The organism is Deinococcus aerolatus, assembly GCF_014647055.1.
Lineage (GTDB): Bacteria > Deinococcota > Deinococci > Deinococcales > Deinococcaceae > Deinococcus > Deinococcus aerolatus.
The window spans coordinates 225,814-242,473 of record NZ_BMOL01000004.1; the positions used below are offsets into that span (position 1 = coordinate 225,814).

Annotated in this window: 21 protein-coding genes; 8 read left to right on the top strand and 13 right to left on the bottom strand. The window is 67.3% G+C overall.

The window, feature by feature from the left end; all coding sequences use genetic code 11:
* Nucleotides 1-29: 29 nt before the first annotated feature.
* The 7 genes from IEY31_RS06720 to IEY31_RS06750 form a co-directional block, all read right to left on the bottom strand.
* The gene (locus IEY31_RS06720) at nt 30-803 is read right to left on the bottom strand and encodes an alpha/beta hydrolase family protein (protein WP_188970239.1); all 774 of its coding nucleotides are present in this window, start codon (nt 801-803) and stop codon (nt 30-32) included.
* Nucleotides 800-1,318: a histidine phosphatase family protein gene (locus IEY31_RS06725; RefSeq protein ID WP_188970241.1), complete on the bottom strand. Its 519-nt coding sequence runs from the start codon at nt 1,316-1,318 to the stop codon at nt 800-802. Before IEY31_RS06725 ends, IEY31_RS06720 begins: the two co-directional genes overlap by 4 nt.
* Entirely contained in the window at nt 1,315-1,680 is a 366-nt protein-coding gene (locus IEY31_RS06730) for a mycothiol transferase (protein ID WP_229723372.1), read from the bottom strand. Before IEY31_RS06730 ends, IEY31_RS06725 begins: the two co-directional genes overlap by 4 nt.
* A gap of 195 nt (nt 1,681-1,875) precedes the next feature.
* Entirely contained in the window at nt 1,876-3,261 is a 1,386-nt protein-coding gene (locus IEY31_RS06735) for an FAD-dependent oxidoreductase (RefSeq protein ID WP_188970243.1), read from the bottom strand.
* Between the two features lie 52 nt (nt 3,262-3,313).
* On the bottom strand, nt 3,314-4,240 hold the full coding sequence (locus IEY31_RS06740; protein WP_188970245.1) for a carbohydrate ABC transporter permease: 927 nt from the start codon (nt 4,238-4,240) through the stop codon (nt 3,314-3,316).
* Nucleotides 4,233-5,165, bottom strand: coding sequence for a carbohydrate ABC transporter permease (locus tag IEY31_RS06745; RefSeq protein WP_188970247.1), 933 nt, complete (start codon nt 5,163-5,165; stop codon nt 4,233-4,235). The genes IEY31_RS06740 and IEY31_RS06745 overlap by 8 nt, the downstream gene beginning before the upstream one ends.
* A 170-nt stretch (nt 5,166-5,335) precedes the next feature.
* The gene (locus IEY31_RS06750; RefSeq protein ID WP_188970249.1) at nt 5,336-5,581 is read right to left on the bottom strand and encodes a hypothetical protein; all 246 of its coding nucleotides are present in this window, start codon (nt 5,579-5,581) and stop codon (nt 5,336-5,338) included.
* A gap of 214 nt (nt 5,582-5,795) precedes the next feature.
* Here IEY31_RS06750 and icd point away from each other — a divergent pair, with 214 nt between their 5' ends.
* From icd to IEY31_RS06775, 5 genes are all read left to right on the top strand, one after another.
* On the top strand, nt 5,796-7,040 hold the full coding sequence (gene icd / locus IEY31_RS06755) for an NADP-dependent isocitrate dehydrogenase (protein WP_188970251.1): 1,245 nt from the start codon (nt 5,796-5,798) through the stop codon (nt 7,038-7,040).
* 147 nt (nt 7,041-7,187) lie between these two features.
* On the top strand, nt 7,188-7,478 hold the full coding sequence (locus IEY31_RS06760; RefSeq protein WP_188970253.1) for a hypothetical protein: 291 nt from the start codon (nt 7,188-7,190) through the stop codon (nt 7,476-7,478).
* The gene (locus IEY31_RS06765) at nt 7,475-8,242 is read left to right on the top strand and encodes a class I SAM-dependent methyltransferase (RefSeq protein ID WP_188970254.1); all 768 of its coding nucleotides are present in this window, start codon (nt 7,475-7,477) and stop codon (nt 8,240-8,242) included. The genes IEY31_RS06760 and IEY31_RS06765 overlap by 4 nt, the downstream gene beginning before the upstream one ends.
* 59 nt (nt 8,243-8,301) lie before the next feature.
* Nucleotides 8,302-8,790, top strand: a complete 489-nt coding sequence (locus IEY31_RS06770) for a Panacea domain-containing protein (protein WP_188970256.1) — start codon at nt 8,302-8,304, stop codon at nt 8,788-8,790.
* Entirely contained in the window at nt 8,783-9,226 is a 444-nt protein-coding gene (locus IEY31_RS06775) for a hypothetical protein (RefSeq protein WP_229723373.1), read from the top strand. The genes IEY31_RS06770 and IEY31_RS06775 overlap by 8 nt, the downstream gene beginning before the upstream one ends.
* Before the next feature lie 44 nt (nt 9,227-9,270).
* Here IEY31_RS06775 and IEY31_RS06780 read toward each other — a convergent pair whose 3' ends face one another.
* Nucleotides 9,271-10,407, bottom strand: a complete 1,137-nt coding sequence (locus IEY31_RS06780; RefSeq protein WP_188970258.1) for an acyl-CoA dehydrogenase family protein — start codon at nt 10,405-10,407, stop codon at nt 9,271-9,273.
* A 213-nt stretch (nt 10,408-10,620) separates the two neighbouring features.
* Between IEY31_RS06780 and IEY31_RS06785 the strand changes: the two genes are divergently transcribed.
* Nucleotides 10,621-10,857: a hypothetical protein gene (locus IEY31_RS06785; protein WP_188970260.1), complete on the top strand. Its 237-nt coding sequence runs from the start codon at nt 10,621-10,623 to the stop codon at nt 10,855-10,857.
* A gap of 8 nt (nt 10,858-10,865) precedes the next feature.
* Nucleotides 10,866-11,045, top strand: a complete 180-nt coding sequence (locus tag IEY31_RS06790; RefSeq protein WP_188970262.1) for a hypothetical protein — start codon at nt 10,866-10,868, stop codon at nt 11,043-11,045.
* 11 nt (nt 11,046-11,056) lie between these two features.
* Here the strand turns inward: IEY31_RS06790 and holA are convergent, their stop codons facing one another.
* Nucleotides 11,057-11,959 (bottom strand): DNA polymerase III subunit delta, encoded by a 903-nt coding sequence (holA, locus tag IEY31_RS06795; protein WP_188970264.1) that lies wholly within the window; start codon nt 11,957-11,959, stop codon nt 11,057-11,059.
* Nucleotides 11,956-12,861 (bottom strand): serine/threonine-protein kinase, encoded by a 906-nt coding sequence (locus IEY31_RS06800; RefSeq protein ID WP_229723374.1) that lies wholly within the window; start codon nt 12,859-12,861, stop codon nt 11,956-11,958. Before IEY31_RS06800 ends, holA begins: the two co-directional genes overlap by 4 nt.
* A 162-nt stretch (nt 12,862-13,023) precedes the next feature.
* Here IEY31_RS06800 and IEY31_RS06805 point away from each other — a divergent pair, with 162 nt between their 5' ends.
* Nucleotides 13,024-13,737: an HAD family hydrolase gene (locus IEY31_RS06805; RefSeq protein WP_188970268.1), complete on the top strand. Its 714-nt coding sequence runs from the start codon at nt 13,024-13,026 to the stop codon at nt 13,735-13,737.
* 29 nt (nt 13,738-13,766) lie between these two features.
* Here the strand turns inward: IEY31_RS06805 and IEY31_RS06810 are convergent, their stop codons facing one another.
* The 3 genes from IEY31_RS06810 to IEY31_RS06820 are packed head-to-tail and all read right to left on the bottom strand — an operon-like array spanning nt 13,767 to nt 16,529.
* Complete coding sequence (locus tag IEY31_RS06810; protein WP_188970269.1) at nt 13,767-14,735, bottom strand: NAD(P)/FAD-dependent oxidoreductase; 969 nt, start codon at nt 14,733-14,735, stop codon at nt 13,767-13,769.
* A 59-nt stretch (nt 14,736-14,794) separates the two neighbouring features.
* Entirely contained in the window at nt 14,795-16,156 is a 1,362-nt protein-coding gene (locus tag IEY31_RS06815) for an FAD-dependent oxidoreductase (protein ID WP_188970270.1), read from the bottom strand.
* Nucleotides 16,157-16,166: 10 nt separating this feature from the next.
* Complete coding sequence (locus IEY31_RS06820) at nt 16,167-16,529, bottom strand: hypothetical protein (protein WP_188970271.1); 363 nt, start codon at nt 16,527-16,529, stop codon at nt 16,167-16,169.
* Nucleotides 16,530-16,660 lie beyond the last annotated feature (131 nt).

Sequence of the window (16,660 nt, forward strand, 5' to 3'; positions counted from 1 at the left end):
AGGCAGGGCCGTGAGATCACCCTGCGGCGTCAGCGGTCCGCCGAGAGAAACTGCACCGCCGCGTCCCGCATGCCCTGGCTGGTGTAGTGGCCCACCCCGGCAAAGACCTGCTCGTGAAAGAGGTCAGCGTGTCCTGCCCGCGCGTACGCCGCGCGCAACGCCTGCGCTGTGGGCGTGTGGTGCGAGGCCAGCTCGAACGTGGGGTCGCTGTCCCCGCTGGCCAGCAGCAGCGGCGTGGGCGGGAACCCGTCGGCGTGGGCATTGGGCCGGTGCTGCTCCAGAAATGCCCGCAGTTCCGGCCTTCTCACCTCCGGCTCCTGCCACACGCCCGACGAGATCAGCGCCGACGCCCGCCCGATTCGCGTTTCGGTGCGGGCCAGGGTCAGCGCCACGTAGCCGCCCATGCTGGAGCCGATGGCGGCGGTGGGGCGCGGGCCAAGAAGCTCTGCCAGCGCGTCCAGCAGGGCCGGAGCCTCGGCCACCGAACGGCGCACGCTCTCCCAGACATACTCGCGGGCATTGAGGCCGGGCGGGGTGTCGGCCTGCCGTTCGCCGTGCAGCGGGGCGTCGGGAATCACCACCGCCCAGCCCCGCGTCGCCAGCGCGGCATACACGCCCAACTTGCCCTCCTTGGCGGCCCAGGCCCCGTGGTAGACGAGGCAGACTGCCTGCACCTCCTGACCTTCCGGGGGCAATTCCAGGAGGCAGGGCATGCCGGACAGGACATGGCGTTCAACGCGGTAGGGCTGGCCGTTCACCGTGGGCGCAGCGTGTGGGTCTGAGGGATGGAAGGCGCGGGTCATTCCAAGGGTATACGCGAAGCGTCTCGGTCCAGCCTGAAGTGCCACACATCCGGGTTTCTTAATTTTGCCCAGCCGTCGTAGGTCAGGCCCAGCAGCAGCGCCAGCAGATTGCCGTGGGTCACAACGGCGGTAAGACCGTTCGGGTCACGCGCGTCGTGCAGGGCCGCGAGGGCGCGGGCTCTGGCCCCCGTACCGGATTCGCCGCCGGGAAGTTTCAGCGCAGGTGCGGCGAAACTTGCCCTTAGCGCGGTCTGCCAGTGGGGGAGATCGGTGGGGCTCAAGACGCGCTCGGTCAGCCGTCCATCGGCTTCGATCTTCAGACCCAGCGCTTCCGCCAGAGGCCGCGCCGTGTCCAGCGCCCGTCCCCACGGACTGCTGACGATGCGGGTAATGGCGTACTGCTCAAGCTGCGTAACCAGCCTGTGTGCCTGCGCCTCACCCTCCGCCGTCAGCGGTGCGTCGGGAGCCTGTCCGCTGGCCTTCGCATGCCGGATCAGCAGAAATGCGCCGCTCACTCTTTTTTCTCCGGCGCGACGTGCTTGCGCAGCAGCCGGATCTGCCCCCGGTGGCTGACCTCGTCCTCCATGACGTGAAACCAGGCCCAGTGGTGGTTCATGTCGTGGTAGGGCGCGGGCATCCGCGAGGCCAGCCAGCCGTCGTCCTTTGTCTTGAACGTCTCCAGCGTGAGGCTGCGGGAGGCGTCCAGCTCGGCCAGCAGCGTGTCCAGACACTGCCCGGTGGGGGGCGGCATGCCTTCCTTGCCCATTGTCAGTCCTCCCAGGATCGCGGCATCCTTCTCGCCCTCGCCAAAGTCGCGGCCCTCGAACGACATCATCTGGTAGGCCCGGTCCACCGCCGCGATGTGCGCCAGCAGCATGCCAATGGAGTTGTCGAAGCCCTCCGGCCGGTGTCGAGCTGCTGCGTCTTCAGTCCCTCCACCGCCTGCAAGGTGGTCAGGCGGACGTAGTTCATCATCTCTGCCAGCGCGCCGATCTGCGGCGTGTACCGGGGTTCGGGCTCAATACGGTAGGCACGCTCGGATCGCAGGCTCTCGGCTCGGCTCATACCCTTCTTATACACGGCCTCCCCGACTTCTCAGGTCGGTTTGCAGGGCGTCTACGTTGACATCGCGCACCCGCCCGCCAAGATCACGCGCGGCCCAGGCGGCGGCGATGCCGGCAGCCTCGCCCATGCTGTGGCAGTTCTGCTGGACCCGGATGGCCGACTGGGCCTCAAAGGTGCTGCTGGCTGCCCGCCCCGGCACTAACAGGTTGACCATGCCAATGGGGACGATGGCGCGGTACGGAATCTCGTGGTAGGCGTCCTTCGCAAAATACGGCGCAGTGCCGTCGCGCTCGTGCAGCAGCTTCGCGCCGCCCTTGACGCTGTGAATGTCCACCGGGTAGTGGTTGCGGCAGATGGTATCGGGGAAACGGGCGCAGTCCAGAATATCGGCCAGCGTCAGCGTGTACTCGCCCACGATGCGCCGCGACTCGCGCACGCCCACCATCGGGGCCACCACGCCGATAAATGCGGCCTCGCAGCCGGGCAGATACGCGCGGCAGAAGGCAGTCAGCCGGTCAATAGCCTCCCGTCCGTCGGTCTGCGCCGCGCTGAGTTGCCAGGGATCCGTGCCGTCGTGTAACTCGGCGCGAATGCGCGGGCAGTTGAAGCTGATCTCGCCGGGCCGGCCAGGAATGCTGAAACCCTGGAAATAGTCGCCGTCGCGCTCCAATAGCACGCCGCCCTCTACCGCCCCCCGGAACAGCGGCTCCAGCGTGCTGTTCTTGCCCCAGACCATCCAGAAGTGCAGGAAGTTCTCGCCGGTCTGACCCTGCCCGTTCTCGTTCAGGAAGGCGCACAGCCGCGCCGTGTCCACCCCGGCCACCGTGAAGCGCAGGCTCATGGCCTGGTGTACGCCGTCCTCGTCGCCTGCGTGGAAGGGCACGCCCGCACGGGTGGCGAGGTCCGCGTCCCCGGTGGCATCGATGAACACAGTGGCCTCCAGGGCTTGCAGGCCGCCCTTGTTGTGAATGACAAGAGAGGTGATGCGCCGTGAATTCTCGCCATCTGTCAGGAACGGTTGAACGATATGCGTGTGGTACAGCACCTCGCCGCCCGCCTCCAGCAGCATCTGCTCCAGCACGAATTTCATGCCCTCGGGATTGAACCAGTTGTCGTTGCCGCCGGGGTCCACCGCGCCGTCGCCACGGGCCAGCAGGCGGGCCTTCAACTCATCCGTCAGCCCCCTGTTCAGGTTCTCGCCTGCCGAGACGTTCCGCATCAGCGGCGTAACCCAGGCGTTGGTGCCGGTGCCGCCCAGGCTGCCCTGCGCCTCGATCACCAGCACCCGCGCTCCGGCACGGGCGGCGGCAATTCCGGCAATAGCACCCGCCGTGCCGCCCCCGGCAACGATCACGTCCCAGGTCTGGGGATGGGTGGAGCAGGCCAGATTCACGCCGCCGCCCAGGCTCTTCCCTCAAGCCACCGGGCACACGCCATACGCCTCCTCACCCCTTCACCGCCCCCTCCAGCCCCTTCATGAAGTACTTCTGCCCGAAGGCGAAGACGATCAGGATGGGAATGATCGTGATCACCGCGCCCGCCATCACCGCGCGGCTGTTGGTGCTGAAGGTTCCGTTTAGCTCCAGCAGGCCCGCCGAGAGCGGCAGCAGGTTCTTGTCCGGCAGCATGATCCGCGCCCAGAGGAAGGAGTTCCAGTACGCCACGAATTCCAGAATGGCGAACGCCGCTATGGTGGGCGTCGCCAGCGGCAGCATGATGCGCCGCCAGATGGTCAGCTCGGAGGCCCCGTCGATGCGGGCGGCCTCGATCAGCTCCAGCGGAATGCCCAGGTACGCCTGCCGCAGCAGGAACAGCCCCACGATGCTGGCCAGCCCCGGCAGCACCACCGCCATGTACTGCCGGATGGCGTCGATCACCGGGTTGGTCTGCTGCAACAGCCCCAGCTTGATGGTGGTGATGTAGTTGACGATCAGCCCCGACTCGTTGGGCAGCACCATCAGCGCCAGAATCGCATAGAAGATCAGGTCACGGCCCGGAAAACGCATTTTCGCCAGCGGGTAGGCGGCCAGTGTCGCCAGCGTCACGGTCAGGGTCACGCCCAGCGTGCAGATGATCAGGCTGTTTAAAATCAGCCGCCAGAAGGGAACGGTGGTGCCCTTCCACATCTCGGAGTAGTTGCGCAGACCCACGGCTTTGGGCAGGATCTTGGCCTCGTAGATATTGCCGGTCGGCTCGAAGCTGGTGATCAGCGTCCAGTAGAACGGGTACAGCATGATCAGCGCCACGGCAATCAGCACAGCGTAGGCCAGCAGGTCGGTCAGGCGGCGGCGGTGATTGCGGCGGGCCTTGAGCCTCGCGGCGGTGACGGCAAACGAATCGGGCTGGGCCGGGGCGGGGCGGGTTTCAACCATCGGCTTTCCCCCCCCGCGTCAGGCGGAAATTGATCAGCCCGAAGATGATGGAAATCACCGCAATGATGATGCCCCCGGCGGCGGCCAGCCCATACTGAAAGTCCTGAAAGGCCCGCGAATACGTGTAGAACAGCGCCGAATACGTGCTTCCGGCAGGGCCGCCCTGGGTCATCACGTAGATTTCCTCGAACACCTTGATGGCGCTGATGGTGGACAGCAGGCTGCACACCAGAATGGTGGGCCGCAGCCCCGGCAGCGTGATGTTCCAGAACACCTGCAGGCGGTTCGCGCCGTCAATGGTGGCGGCTTCCTCCAGTTCGGGGCTGATGCCCTGCAGGCCTGCCAGATACAGCACCATGTAGTAGCCGATGCCCTTCCACAGCGTCACGAACATCACGGCATACAGTGCGGTGGCCGGGTTGTTCAAAAAGCTGCCGCCACTGTGCAGGCCCAGAAAACCCAGCACCGCGTTGACCGGCCCCTCCTGCTGGTACATCCAGTTCCAGATCAACCCCACCACGGCAAAACTGGTCACGACAGGCACGTAGAACGCCGTGCGAAAGAAGCCGATGCCTTTCATCGGGCGGTTGACCAGCAGCGCCACCAGCAGGGCGATCACCTGAATCACCGGCACGATCAGAATGTACTTGAGGCTGTTGGTTAGGCCGGACCAGAACTGCTCGTCCTGCCACAACTCTTCAAAGTTGTCCAGCCCCACCCACTGCGGCGGACTGATGATGTTGTATTTGGTGAAGGCCAGGTATGTACCGAAAATGACCGGCCAGGTGTGGTACACCACCAGCAGAATCAGAAACGGCAGCAGGAAGGCGTAGGAGATCAGCGTGTTGCGCACGGTGACTTTCGCGCCTGTGCCGCCGACACGGTGCTGTTCTCGGCGCGAGGCTCGCCGGGGAGTGGTGGTCATGGGGGCAAGGATAAACGGTGCGGGGCGCGGGGAAGACACACTTGCGCCGCCCACTGGAATTGCGCGTTCCAGACGCTCAGCCCCTGGCCCGTTCAGGACACCAGCAGACCACGAAAAAGCCCCCACCCACAGGGGCAGGGGCCGGAACTCTGGAAATCAGAGGCTGAGCGTCAGTGTCCGTCGCCGTCCTTGGACTCGCGTTTGCCTTCGTTGTAGTTGGCATTCGCTTCGGCGTTGTGGACTTCGGCCTTGGCCCGGTCTTCAGTGGCCTTGGCCTTGTCTTCCATGTTGTCCATGGTGCCGCCCATATTGGACGCCAGGTCGTGCCCAGCAGCGCGGGCGCGGTCCGCACCCTCTTTGACCTTGGCCTTGGCCGCGTCCAGCATGTTTCCAGCCGTGCTCTTGTCATCACTCATGTAAATGACCTCCTGAAGTTGGATTCCCGTTAAGGTGTTCTCAGAGTGCGTTGTTCGTCTGCGGATCGTGTGAGATCCACCTTCAGATGGGAAGGCCGTTCCGGGGAGATTGCCTGATGGTTCCTCTCATCGTGTCTTTTGGACCCGGCCCAAACCCGGCCAGTGACACTCTGGTTTTCTCCCCACAGCGCCCCGAAGCGTTAGATTGGAAGTTATGAGCAGCCATATTCAGCGGCCCGAGCAGGGCGAGAAGATCAGCATGCAGGGCGGGAAACTCACCATCCCCAACCACCCGGTTATTCCCTTTGTGGAAGGCGACGGCACCGGCCCTGACATCTGGAAGGCCAGCGTGCGCGTGCTGGACGCCGCCGTCGAGAAGGCTTACGGCGGCGAGCGCAAGATCGAGTGGATGGAAGTCTACGCGGGCGAGAAGAGCGTGCAGGTCTACGGCGAGGGCCAGTGGCTGCCGCAGGAAACCCTGGACGCCTTCGACGAGTATCTGTTCGGCATCAAGGGGCCGCTGACCACGCCCGTCGGCGGCGGCATCCGCAGCATCAACGTGGCGCTGCGCCAGGAACTTGACCTGTACGCCTGCGTGCGCCCGGTGCAGTACTTCGCGGGCGTACCCAGCCCCCTCAAGAACCCCGAATACGTCAACATGACCATCTTCCGCGAGAACACCGAGGACATCTACGCCGGGATCGAATACATGGCCGGGACTCCCGAAGCCGCCAGGATGCGCGAGTTCCTGGTGGGCGAGATGGGCGTGACCAAGATCCGCTTCCCCGAGACCAGCTCGTTTGGCGTCAAGCCCGTGTCCAGGGACGGCACCGAGCGTCTGGTGCGCGCCGCCATCCAGTACGCCATCGACAACAACCGTCAGAGCGTGTCACTGGTCCACAAGGGCAACATCATGAAGTTCACCGAGGGCGCGTTCCGCGACTGGGGCTATGAACTGGCCAAGAAGGAATTCGGGGCCAAGGAGATCGACGGCGGTCCGTGGTGCGAGCTGCCCGGCGGAATCATCATCAAGGACGTGATCGCCGACAACTTCCTGCAGCAGATTCTGCTGCGCCCCAAGGAATACGACGTCATCGCCACGCTGAACCTGAACGGCGACTACATCAGTGACGCGCTTGCGGCGCAGGTGGGCGGCATCGGCATCGCGCCGGGGGCCAACATCAACTACGTGACCGGGCACGCCATCTTCGAGGCCACCCACGGCACCGCGCCCAAGTACGCGGGCAAGAACGTCATCAACCCCTCCTCGGTGATTCTGTCCGGCGAGATGATGCTGCGCTACATGGGCTGGACCGAGGCCGCCGACATGATCCTCAAGGGCCTGGACGCGACCATCGCCCAGAAGGTCGTGACCTACGACTTCGCCCGCAACATGGAAGGCGCCAAGGAAGTCAAGACCAGCGAGTTTGCCGACGCGATTATCGGCAACATGGCGTAAAGCCGGAGGTACCAGGGGAGGCCGGAGCGGATGCTCCCGGCCTCTTTCTGTTGTCTGCCCGTCCTCTGTCGCAGCGGCCCCGTCTCCCAGCAGGCTCACTTTCCCCGAAGGCTCCCCATAGCCTCCCGCCTGCCCTATGCTTCTGGCATGGCAAGACTGATTCTGGCCGCGATTGGCGTGGTGCTGCTGGCGGTGGCGGCGCTGGCGCTGGTGTGGTTGCTGGGCCAGCTGCTGGTGGGGCTGGGCGCGTTCGTGGTGGGCACGGCGGGAGTGCTGTGGCGCCTGCTGGGGTTCCTGATCGTGGTGGGCGGACTGGGCGGGCTGGTGTACTTCCTGGCCAGTGCCTGGCGGCCCTCGTCGCGCGCGCAGGCCAGCCCTCAAGCTGTGCAGGCGGCTGCAAAATCGGCCCCGCAGCGTGTTCGTCAGCCCGGAGCATGACCCACCCGGACCGCTTTCTGGGCCGCGCCGACGTCTATGCCTCGGCTCGCCCGACGTATCCCCCGGTGCTGGGCGGGTGGCTGGCGGGACGGGACCTGCTGTCTGGCCGCGTGGTGGATGTGGGGGCGGGCACGGGGCTGTTTACCGGGCTGCTCCTGGCCCATGGCACGGGACCAGCCTTCTCGGTGGACGCTGTGGAACCCAACCCGGAGATGCGCGGCCGGCTTGAGGCGGCTCTGGCGCAGGAGATCGTAGCGGGCCGCCTGCGCGTGCAGGGGGGCACCTCCGAGGCCACCTCGCTGGCCCCGGCCTCGGTCTCGCTGGTCACCGCCGCGCAGGCCGCGCACTGGTTCGCCCCCGCGCCCACCGTGCAGGAATTCCGGCGGGTGCTGGTTCCGGGCGGACGGGTGCTGCTGGTCTGGAACGACTGGCGCGGCGTGGACACCAGGTTTAACGCGGCTTACCATGACGTTGTGACCGCCTTCAGCCGCGAGGACGGCGAACGGATCTCGCGCGTGCCGCAGCAGGAGTTGCCGCACCTGCTGCCGGGCGGCTTCGAGGAAAAGACCTTCGACAACCCGGTGCGCTTCACCCGCGAGCGACTGCCGGCCCTGGCCGGGAGCGTCAGCTATCTTCCCGCGCCGGGTGACCCGCAGTTCGCGGCGATGGCAGGTGAACTGGACGCGGCCTTCGCGGCCCACGCGTCCGGCGGTCACGTCACGCTGACCTACCGCACGCACGCCTACCTGGGCCGCCTGGACTGAGCGGCCTGCCTGCCGGGCCGGGCAGTGTTACGCTGTGGTCATAAAGGAGGCCACGCGCCATGACCATTGCCATCGACGATCCCAAACGCACCGGGTATGCCGCCGAGGTGGTGGCGAACGCCTTTCTGGAACTGGCACGCGCCGAGGGCCGCACCCTGACGCAGATGCAGGTGCACAAGCTGGTGTACATCGCACACGGCTACACGCTGGCGTTGCTGGGCCGCCCGCTGATGTACAACACGGTGCATGCCTGGCAGCGCGGGCCGGTGGTGCAGCGGCTGTGGCAGCACTGGGGCGAACGCGGCCGGGATCCGATTTCAGAGCCGCTGCCCGTCGCGCCCGGCGAACCTGATCTGGCCGACGACGGCGAGGCGCTGGAGGTCATCCGCAGCGTATGGAACGGTTACGGCAGCATGGAGGGCGGCGAACTCTCGCGCCTGACGCACCGCGCGGGCAGCCCATGGTCCCAGACCTACGGCCTGCAGGACAACCTGATTCCCGACGAGATCACCCGCGAGTACTACACCACCCTGGCGCGCAGTGCCTGAAGCGGCGGATCTGCCGCGCGCCGGTGACCCACCCGCCGTACCCCCGGACGGCCCGTCCGTCATCGAGCGGGCGGTGCAGCAGGGCCTGGAAAGCGAACGCCGCTCGCCCGCCCAGGGGGCCGATCTGGAGCGGCTGACCCGCCAGCTGCGTTACCGCGAGGCGGTGGACCAGCGCCTGTTGCGGCTGGGCGTGGGTGCAATCGTGTTTATCCTGTCCGCAGGCTGGCTGGCCGCCGACGTGACCCTGACCCTGGCCGCCGGCTGGGGCGAACTGGGCGGGCGGCCCTTCAGGCTGGACAGCAGCGTGCTGGTGGCCTTTCTTACCACCAGCACTGCCACCGTGATCGGGCTGTTCCTGGTCTTCCTGCGCTGGCTGTACCCGCAAACCAACGGCGGCAGGGGCGGGGAACGCGAACCGGACGTGGACCGGAGCTAGTCAAAGCCCCCTCGGTGAAGAGGGGGGAGTGGGGCAGGGGGCGCCTACTTCAGCAGGTTGCGCGCAATCACCACGCGCTGGATCTCGTTGGTGCCCTCGTAGATCATGTTGAGCTTCACGTCACGCAGCAGTTTTTCCACCGGGTACTCGCCCACGTAGCCGTAGCCGCCGTGAACCTGAATCCCCTCGTTGGCGGCGCTGAAGGCCATTTCCGAGCAGTACGCCTTGGCAATCGCGCTCTCGAAGCCGTGCGGCATTCCCTGATCCACCAGCCACGCGGCCTTCTGGTACATCAGGCGGCCCGTTTCAATCCCCATCGCCATCTCGGCCAGCTTGAACTGAATGGCCTGGAATTCGGTGATGGGCTTGCCGAAGGCCTCGCGCTCCTTGGCGTACTTGATGCTCTCTTCCATCGCGCGGCGGGCAATGCCCACGGACCCGGCCGCCACCGGAATGCGGGTCTTGTCCAGGGTCTTCATGGCGATCTTGAAGCCGTCGCCCAGGCCGCCCAGCTGGTTTTCCTTGGGCACGCGCACGTCCTCGAACACCAGTTCGCTGGTCAGGCTGGCACGCTGGCCCATCTTGTGCCCGATCTTGTGGTGGCTGAAGCCGGGGGCGTCCTTGGGGACCACCAGGGCCACGGTGGCCTTGTGACCACCGTTTTTATCCGTCGTGGCGAACACCACGTTGAACTCGGCCACGCCGCCGTTGCTGATCCACATCTTGGTGCCGTTCAGGATCCAGGCGTCGCCGTCGTCACGCGCCACGGTCGCCATGCCCGCCGCGTCCGAACCGTTGCCAGGTTCGGACAGGGCAAAGGCAGCCAGCCCGGCCTTCTCGGTCAGCGGCCCCAGGAAGCGGGCCTGCTGCTCCTCGGTGCCGCCGATCAATATGGGCGCAATGCCCAGTTCGGAGGCCATCAGCACGGTGTAGATGCCCATGCAGCCGTAGGCCAGCTCCTCACCGATCAGGCACTCATCGAACATGCCCAGGCCCAGGCCGCCCGCGTGCTCGGGAATGGTGGGGTTCAGCAGTCCGACCTCGAAGGCCTTTTCCACAACCTGCCACGGCAGCTCTTCACGGCGATCATACTCGGCGGCAATCGGGATGATTTCCTTGCGGGCAAAGTCGCGGGCAAGCTGCTGCAGCTGGCGCTGCTCATCATTCAGGGTGAAATCCATGCGGGACACTCCTTGGGCAAAAGATCGGGGAATTGAGAAGGCACGGGGGCAAAATTAGACTGGGTTCAATCTACCATTCTGACAGGTGAAGGGTGTGTCCCGCCGCCCACTGCGTGTCCCTTTGTGCCGATCACGCTCTGGTCATGGGCGGCCCGGTACAACCAGGGGGCTGCCGGGGCAACTGGCCCCAGGGCCCCAGGGAGGCGGGGAAGGATGCAGAATAGGATTGCACACAGCGTCAGAATGGACATCACCGACGACGAGACCTTCGGCGACAACGAGCCCGCCAGCGTGACCCGGTCAGGCACGTTCGTCCTGGACACGGCGCGCCCGGAACAGACCGATCTGACGGCCGGCAAGTGCGGCGGCGAGGTGCGGGTGGTGACCTACCGGGTGTCCGGCGAGATCAGCAGCGGGGCTGGTACATTCCCGATTCCAACTTCGAGGTGACAATTCCCGTGCAGTTCGCGGCCTTGCCCCAGCCCGACGCCAGCTACGACGTGGCACTGAGCGCCTGCCGGGCGCTGAGCTTCAAGGGCGTGCAGGACAGCGGCCTGAACCTGTACTTCCGGCCCGACGTGGCCGGACGCTGCGCCGCCGGGGTGGCGCAGACCATGTTAAACAACATCGAGATCTGAGGCGGGGACGGCTACACGCTCAGCTGCACGATCAGCCGTTCCAGCGTGGTTCCGGCGTCCAGCCCGCGTTTCATCGCCAGATCGGCGTCCAGGATGCGGGCGAGGTGGGTGCGGATCTTTGCCTCGTTGAGCCTGCGGGCCACGTCCAGCGCCTTCTTGGCCGGGTACGGCTTGACGCCCAGGCGCTGGGCCGCCGCCGCCTCGGTCACGCGGCCTTCCTCCTGCAACAGGGCCACGCAGCGGGCCACCAGGCTGTACTGCCACACCACCGCCCCCATCAGCTTGAAGGGGTCCTCGCCGGAGGCCAGCAGGCGGCGCAGTTGCCCCACCGCCTCGCCGGGGCGGCCCGCCGTCGCCGCGCCCAGCATGGCGAAGCTGTCGCCGGGCGGCTCGCGGCCCACCACGCGCTGCACGGCGTCGCGGGTGTGCGGTCCCGGCAGCAGCGCCAGCTTGGTCAGCTCACTGGCAATGCCGGCCAGATCGGCCCCGAACACCTCGGCCAGATAGGCGGCGGCGTCGCGGTCCAGCGGTATCTTCTGCTTTCTGGCGTACTGCACCACCCAGCCCGCCACCTCGCCGGGTTTGCTGGGCGCAGCAGAGACGATCTGCTCGCCGCGCGTCTGATACAGCTTGACGCGGCCTGCCGGCGCCGACTCGTCCAGCACGGCGACGGTCACGGCGGCGCCCGCCAGCAGTTCCATCAGCGCCTTGTCGGGCTTGACGCCGTCCAGATCCACGATCACGCCGCCGTCGCCGAACAGGCCCGGCGACAGGTGCGGCCCCAGCGTCTGTGCCGTCACGTCGTCGCCGCCCAGCCGGGGCAGCTCACGCGGATTCAGCCCGCGGCTGGTCAGCGTCTCGCGCAGGGCCTCTTCCGCCAGAAAGCGGTTGCCGGTAAAGGCCAGCAGGGTCAAGGGCCGCCGCCGTCCCCCGGAAAACCGGACCCAGCAAGGGGACCACCGGCCAGCGCACCCAGTTCGGCCACCTCGGCGCAACTCAGGGCGGACAGGCCCAGCTCCTGGCGGGCCAGACACAGCAGGCGCAACATGGCGGGGGCGCTGTGGGGACGCTGGGCCGGGTCACGCGCCAGCGCGCAGCGCAGCAGAGGGTGCAGCGCGTCCGGGCCGGGCAGCTCGGCGCGGTTGGTGTGGATGCCCGCCAGCCAGCCCAGGGCGTCCTGGTAGGGGGGCATGCCCGCCAGACAGTCGAACAGCAGCACCCCCAGCGAGTACAGGTCGCTGCGGGCGTCGCCGCGCATGCCGTAGAACTGCTCGGGGGCCATGAAATGCGGCGTGCCCATGCGCGTGCCGCTGTGGATGTCCAGTGGCAGGTGCCGGGCGTGGCTCATGCCGAAATCGATGATTCTCACGGCGTCCCGGCCTGCCCGCCCGCCCGCAAGCAGCACGTTTTCCGGCTTCAGGTCCTGGTGGGTCACGCCCTGGCCGTGCAGGTACATCACGCCGAACAGCAGGCCCAGCGTGACCTCGGTGGCCTGCTCCACGCTCAGGGGACCACCTTCCAGCCGCTCGCGCAGGGTGCCGCCCTCGATGAACGGAAACAGCAGCTGGGTGGGGGAGGACGCCAGCAGCGGCACGATCCCCGGATGGCTCAGCGAGGCGGCCACCCGGCCCTCATGGTGAAAACGGGCGCGGGCATCAGGGTCATCGACCATCAGGGTCTTGACGAACACCGGCTGACCACGCCACCGCGCCGCCTCGCTCCGGACGCCGCCCCGTTCAGCCAGTGGCGTCCGGGACTCCAGCTCCTGGGAATGGGTCAGCTCCTGCACCGCTTTACTGTAGGTTAAATGCTTCACGATGTCAGTAACTGCTCTGTGGGCTCTGCAGCGGCGGTGTCCTCGCCGGATGGCGGCGGTCCGGTCACCGGGCAAGGTCACGGCGCAGCGGGCCGACATTCGGGCTGCGATCCTGGCGGGCGGTCAACTTCCGCGCCGCACTTCCCGATTAGACTGCGGCACATGCTGCCTTCCGAACTTCTTCCGGCTGACGCCCCCCGCGCCGTCGTCTTCGATTTCGACGGCACCATTCTGGACACCGAGACCCGCGAGTTCTGGCACTGGCAGCAGCTGTACCGGCAGCATGGGCGCGAGCTGGCGCTGACCGACTGGCAGCGCGGCATCGGCACCTGGGATGCCTTCGATCCCTGGGCCGGGCTGCCCGACGAGGTGCAGGCGGACCGCGAGAACGTTCACGCGGACCTGCACGCCCGGATCGTGGCCGACATCGGCGAGCAGGACCTGCGCCCCGGCGTGCGCGCGGTGCTGGAAGGGCTGCACGCTGCCGGGTTCCCGCTGGCCCTGGCCACCAGCAGTGACCGCCGCTGGGTGACGCGCTGGCTGGAGCAGCACGGCCTGCTGAACCTGTTCACGGTGCTGTGCACGCGCGACGACGTGCGGCGCGTCAAGCCGGACCCGGAACTGTACGTGCTGGCCACCCAGCGCCTGGGCCTGCGCGCCGGGGAGTGTCTGGCGGTGGAGGACAGCCTGAATGGGGGACTGGCCGCGGTCGCCGCTGGCCTGCGGCTGGTGGTCGTGCCCAACGACGTGACCCGGACCCAGCCCTTTCCGCCGGAGTGGGCGAGGCTGAACGACGGCTTCTCGCTGGGGCTGGTGGGGCTGCTGGAGGCGGCGGGCGTGCAGGGTGCGGAGCAGGGGCTGGGACAGCGGTCCTAGCCTCCCCTGTGGGCCGCCTCACCCGTCTGTCAGCGTTTCTCGCTGCTGTGTCCGGGCCTGACCCGCAGTTCGGGCTGGACGTGATGGGCGGCGTGGTTGGCGGCGACGGCGGCCTGCGCGAAGGCCAGCGAGATCAGCTTGAACTCGCCGCCTGACTGCGCCACGTCGCCCACCGCCCACACGCCGTCCAGGGCGGTGCACCCGCCGGGGCCGTCCGGGACGTACTCGCCGCGCCAGTCCAGCGGCCACGCCTGAACGGGGGAGAGGTCCGGCAGGTAGCCGCCCAGAATCAGGACCGTGTCGGCCCCGGCCGTACGCCGCTCGCTGTTCACTTCCAGCTGGGCCCCGTGCGGCGTGAGCCCCAGCAGGCGGGCCGGGGCCAGGACCTCCAGCTGCCCGGCCGCCCTCGCCGTTTCCAGCCGCGCCAGTGATGCGGGATCGCCCCGGAACAGGGCCCGGCTGTGGGTCAGGGTGACTGTTGCCCCGGCTTCCAGCAGGTCCAGCGCCGCCCGCGCCGCCTGCGGCACGCCGCCCACGATCAGCACCCGCCGCCCACCCAGCCCGGCGGGATCGGGGAGGTCTGTTCTCACGTCGGGGTGCGAGTCCACGCCGGGAACGCGGGCTGCGCGGGGCAACAGCGCCCCCAGACCTGCCGCCAGGATCACCGCGCCTGCCGTGAAGCTGCCCTGGTCCGTCCCGACACGCCAGCCACTCCCGGCCCGTTTCAGGCTGCGGGCCACCGTGTTCACGCGCACCTCCGTGTCCAGCCCGTCTAGTTGCCGCAGCAGGTGCTGAATCACCTCCGCCGCCCGCGCACCCGGCAAGCCCGGCACGTCGTACACGCGTTTATCGGGGTACAGGGCCCCCAGCTGGCCGCCTGCCTCGGCCCGCGCTTCCAGTACGCGCACGCTCAGCCCGCGCCACGCCGCGTAAAAGGCCGCGTGAAGCCCCGCGGGACCGGCGCCAATCACCAGAATGTCGGAATGCTGCGGCGTCATCAGAAAAAAGTATGGCAAAGCGGGCGGAGGCGAATGCCTGTCCGCTGCTGCCAGGGGCCCTACTTGCGGCGGTGGCCCAGCATCTCGTGCCTGTGGACCACCTTAGCGCGGGGGCGGCCCTGGGCCTTGCCCTGCGCCTGCTCGTGGGTGTCCAGCGCCTGCCAGTCGGCGAAGGTATACACGTCCACACCGCGTTCCTGCAACAGGGTGTCGATGTCGGCGCGGGTGGCGTGTTCGGCGGCAGGCAGTGCCCCGGCCCCGGCGTCGGCAATCAGCCCGGCCACGGTGTCGGTGGCGTCCTTGCGGTTGGTGCCGATCACGCCGCTGGGGCCGCGCTTGATCCAGCCGGAGGTGTACTCGCCCGCGCGGCCCTCTACACGCCCCTCCGTGTTGGGAATCACGCCGCGTTTCTCGTCAAAGGGCACGCCCGGCAGCGCCACACCCCGGTAGCCCACCGAGCGCAGCACCAGCTGCACCGGCAGCACCTCAGTTTCGCCGGTGCCCACCGCATTGCCGGCGTCGTCCAGCGTGTTGCGCTCGATTTTCAGGCCCGAGACGTTACCCTGCTCATCTCCCAGGATTTCTACCGGGGACACCAGAAAGCGCAGGTGAACGCGGCGCGGCTTGGGCTGTGGCGGGCGGCTGGAAAAGTCGCGGATCACTTCCAGATTCTTCTTTACCACGTTGTCGGTGAGGGCGGCCTCGGCGTCCTGGTCAACCGCCACCTCCTCGGGCCGGACCACCGGGGCGGCGTCGGACAGCTCGCCGAATTCGCGCAGTTCCTTGGTGGTGAACTTGGCCTGGGCCGCGCCGCGCCGTCCAAGGATCCACACGTCCGTCACCGGGCTGCCTTCCAGCACCTCCAGCGCGTGCGGGGCAATGTCGGACTCCCGGAGTTCCTCCACCGTCTTGAGCAGGATGCGGCTGACGTCCAGCGCCACGTTGCCCACGCCCACCACCGCGACGCCGGTGGCAGAGAGCACCATCTCGCGGGCGGCGGCGTCGGGGTGGCCGTTGTACCACGCCACGAATTCAGTGGCGCTCATGGAGCCGCTCAGGTCCTCGCCGGGAATGCCCAGGCGGCGGTCCCCGCTGGCCCCCACGGTGTACATGATGGCGTCGTAGTGGGCCTTCAGGTCATCGTGGGTCAGGTCCTTGCCGAATTCCACGTTGCCCAGAAAACGCACGCGCGGGTCGCTGAAGGTCTTCTCGAAGCCCCTGGTCACACTCTTGATGGTCAGGTGGTCCGGGGCGACGCCGTAGCGCACCAGACCGTAGGGGGTGGGCAGGCGGTCGAACACATCCACTTCGGCGGGAATCTGCGTCTGCTTGATCAGCGCCTCAGCGGCATACACGCCGCTGGGGCCGCTGCCAATCACGGCGATGCGCAGCGGACGTTCGGGGGTAAACGGATGGCTCATGGGCGCGAGTTTAGAGTCTCGGGGGCCGGGCGTGGACAGGAAGGCTGGACGCCGGGGCGCTCGGCGCAGCAAATGGGAGCCGGATGGCCGCCTCACCTTCCATCCTGAGGGTGACGAAGAAGAAGGCCAGCGCCAGCAGCAGCACGAAGATGGCGATGATCAGCTCGGCCAGATTGCGGAAGGTCACGTTCAGCAGCCCGCCGATGGTCTGCCCGGCCCGCGCCGCGATCTGTTCGGTGCCCTGCCGCAGCAGGTCCGCCAGCGGAATGATCGCGATCACCGAGGCGGCAAAAATCCACAGGGATGGGGCGTGAAAGACCCATGCCAGCAGCAGGCTGGTGGGGATAAAGGCCAGCAGGAGTTTCACCCACACGGCGCGCACCACATGGGGCGCAGCTTAGGCGCGGGCGGCGGTGCAATAGAAGAGGGGTGAGAATCATACGGATTCCGTTTAAACAGGTATACTCGAGGCATCAGAAAAGTCATTTTTCAACACACTGCTGA

Excerpts from the sequence above, each read along its gene's own strand:
- IEY31_RS06720 (WP_188970239.1), bottom strand. The coding sequence starts at position 803 with ATGACCCGCGCCTTCCATCCCTCAGACCCACACGCTGCGCCCACGGTG.
- IEY31_RS06730 (WP_229723372.1), bottom strand. The coding sequence starts at position 1,680 with ATGCTGCTGGCGCACATCGCGGCGGTGGACCGGGCCTACCAGATGATG.
- IEY31_RS06740 (WP_188970245.1), bottom strand. The coding sequence starts at position 4,240 with ATGGTTGAAACCCGCCCCGCCCCGGCCCAGCCCGATTCGTTTGCCGTC.
- IEY31_RS06745 (WP_188970247.1), bottom strand. The coding sequence starts at position 5,165 with ATGACCACCACTCCCCGGCGAGCCTCGCGCCGAGAACAGCACCGTGTC.
- IEY31_RS06750 (WP_188970249.1), bottom strand. The coding sequence starts at position 5,581 with ATGAGTGATGACAAGAGCACGGCTGGAAACATGCTGGACGCGGCCAAG.
- icd (WP_188970251.1), top strand. The coding sequence starts at position 5,796 with ATGAGCAGCCATATTCAGCGGCCCGAGCAGGGCGAGAAGATCAGCATG.
- IEY31_RS06760 (WP_188970253.1), top strand. The coding sequence starts at position 7,188 with ATGGCAAGACTGATTCTGGCCGCGATTGGCGTGGTGCTGCTGGCGGTG.
- IEY31_RS06765 (WP_188970254.1), top strand. The coding sequence starts at position 7,475 with ATGACCCACCCGGACCGCTTTCTGGGCCGCGCCGACGTCTATGCCTCG.
- IEY31_RS06770 (WP_188970256.1), top strand. The coding sequence starts at position 8,302 with ATGACCATTGCCATCGACGATCCCAAACGCACCGGGTATGCCGCCGAG.
- IEY31_RS06780 (WP_188970258.1), bottom strand. The coding sequence starts at position 10,407 with ATGGATTTCACCCTGAATGATGAGCAGCGCCAGCTGCAGCAGCTTGCC.
- IEY31_RS06785 (WP_188970260.1), top strand. The coding sequence starts at position 10,621 with ATGCAGAATAGGATTGCACACAGCGTCAGAATGGACATCACCGACGAC.
- IEY31_RS06805 (WP_188970268.1), top strand. The coding sequence starts at position 13,024 with ATGCTGCCTTCCGAACTTCTTCCGGCTGACGCCCCCCGCGCCGTCGTC.
- IEY31_RS06810 (WP_188970269.1), bottom strand. The coding sequence starts at position 14,735 with ATGACGCCGCAGCATTCCGACATTCTGGTGATTGGCGCCGGTCCCGCG.
- IEY31_RS06815 (WP_188970270.1), bottom strand. The coding sequence starts at position 16,156 with ATGAGCCATCCGTTTACCCCCGAACGTCCGCTGCGCATCGCCGTGATT.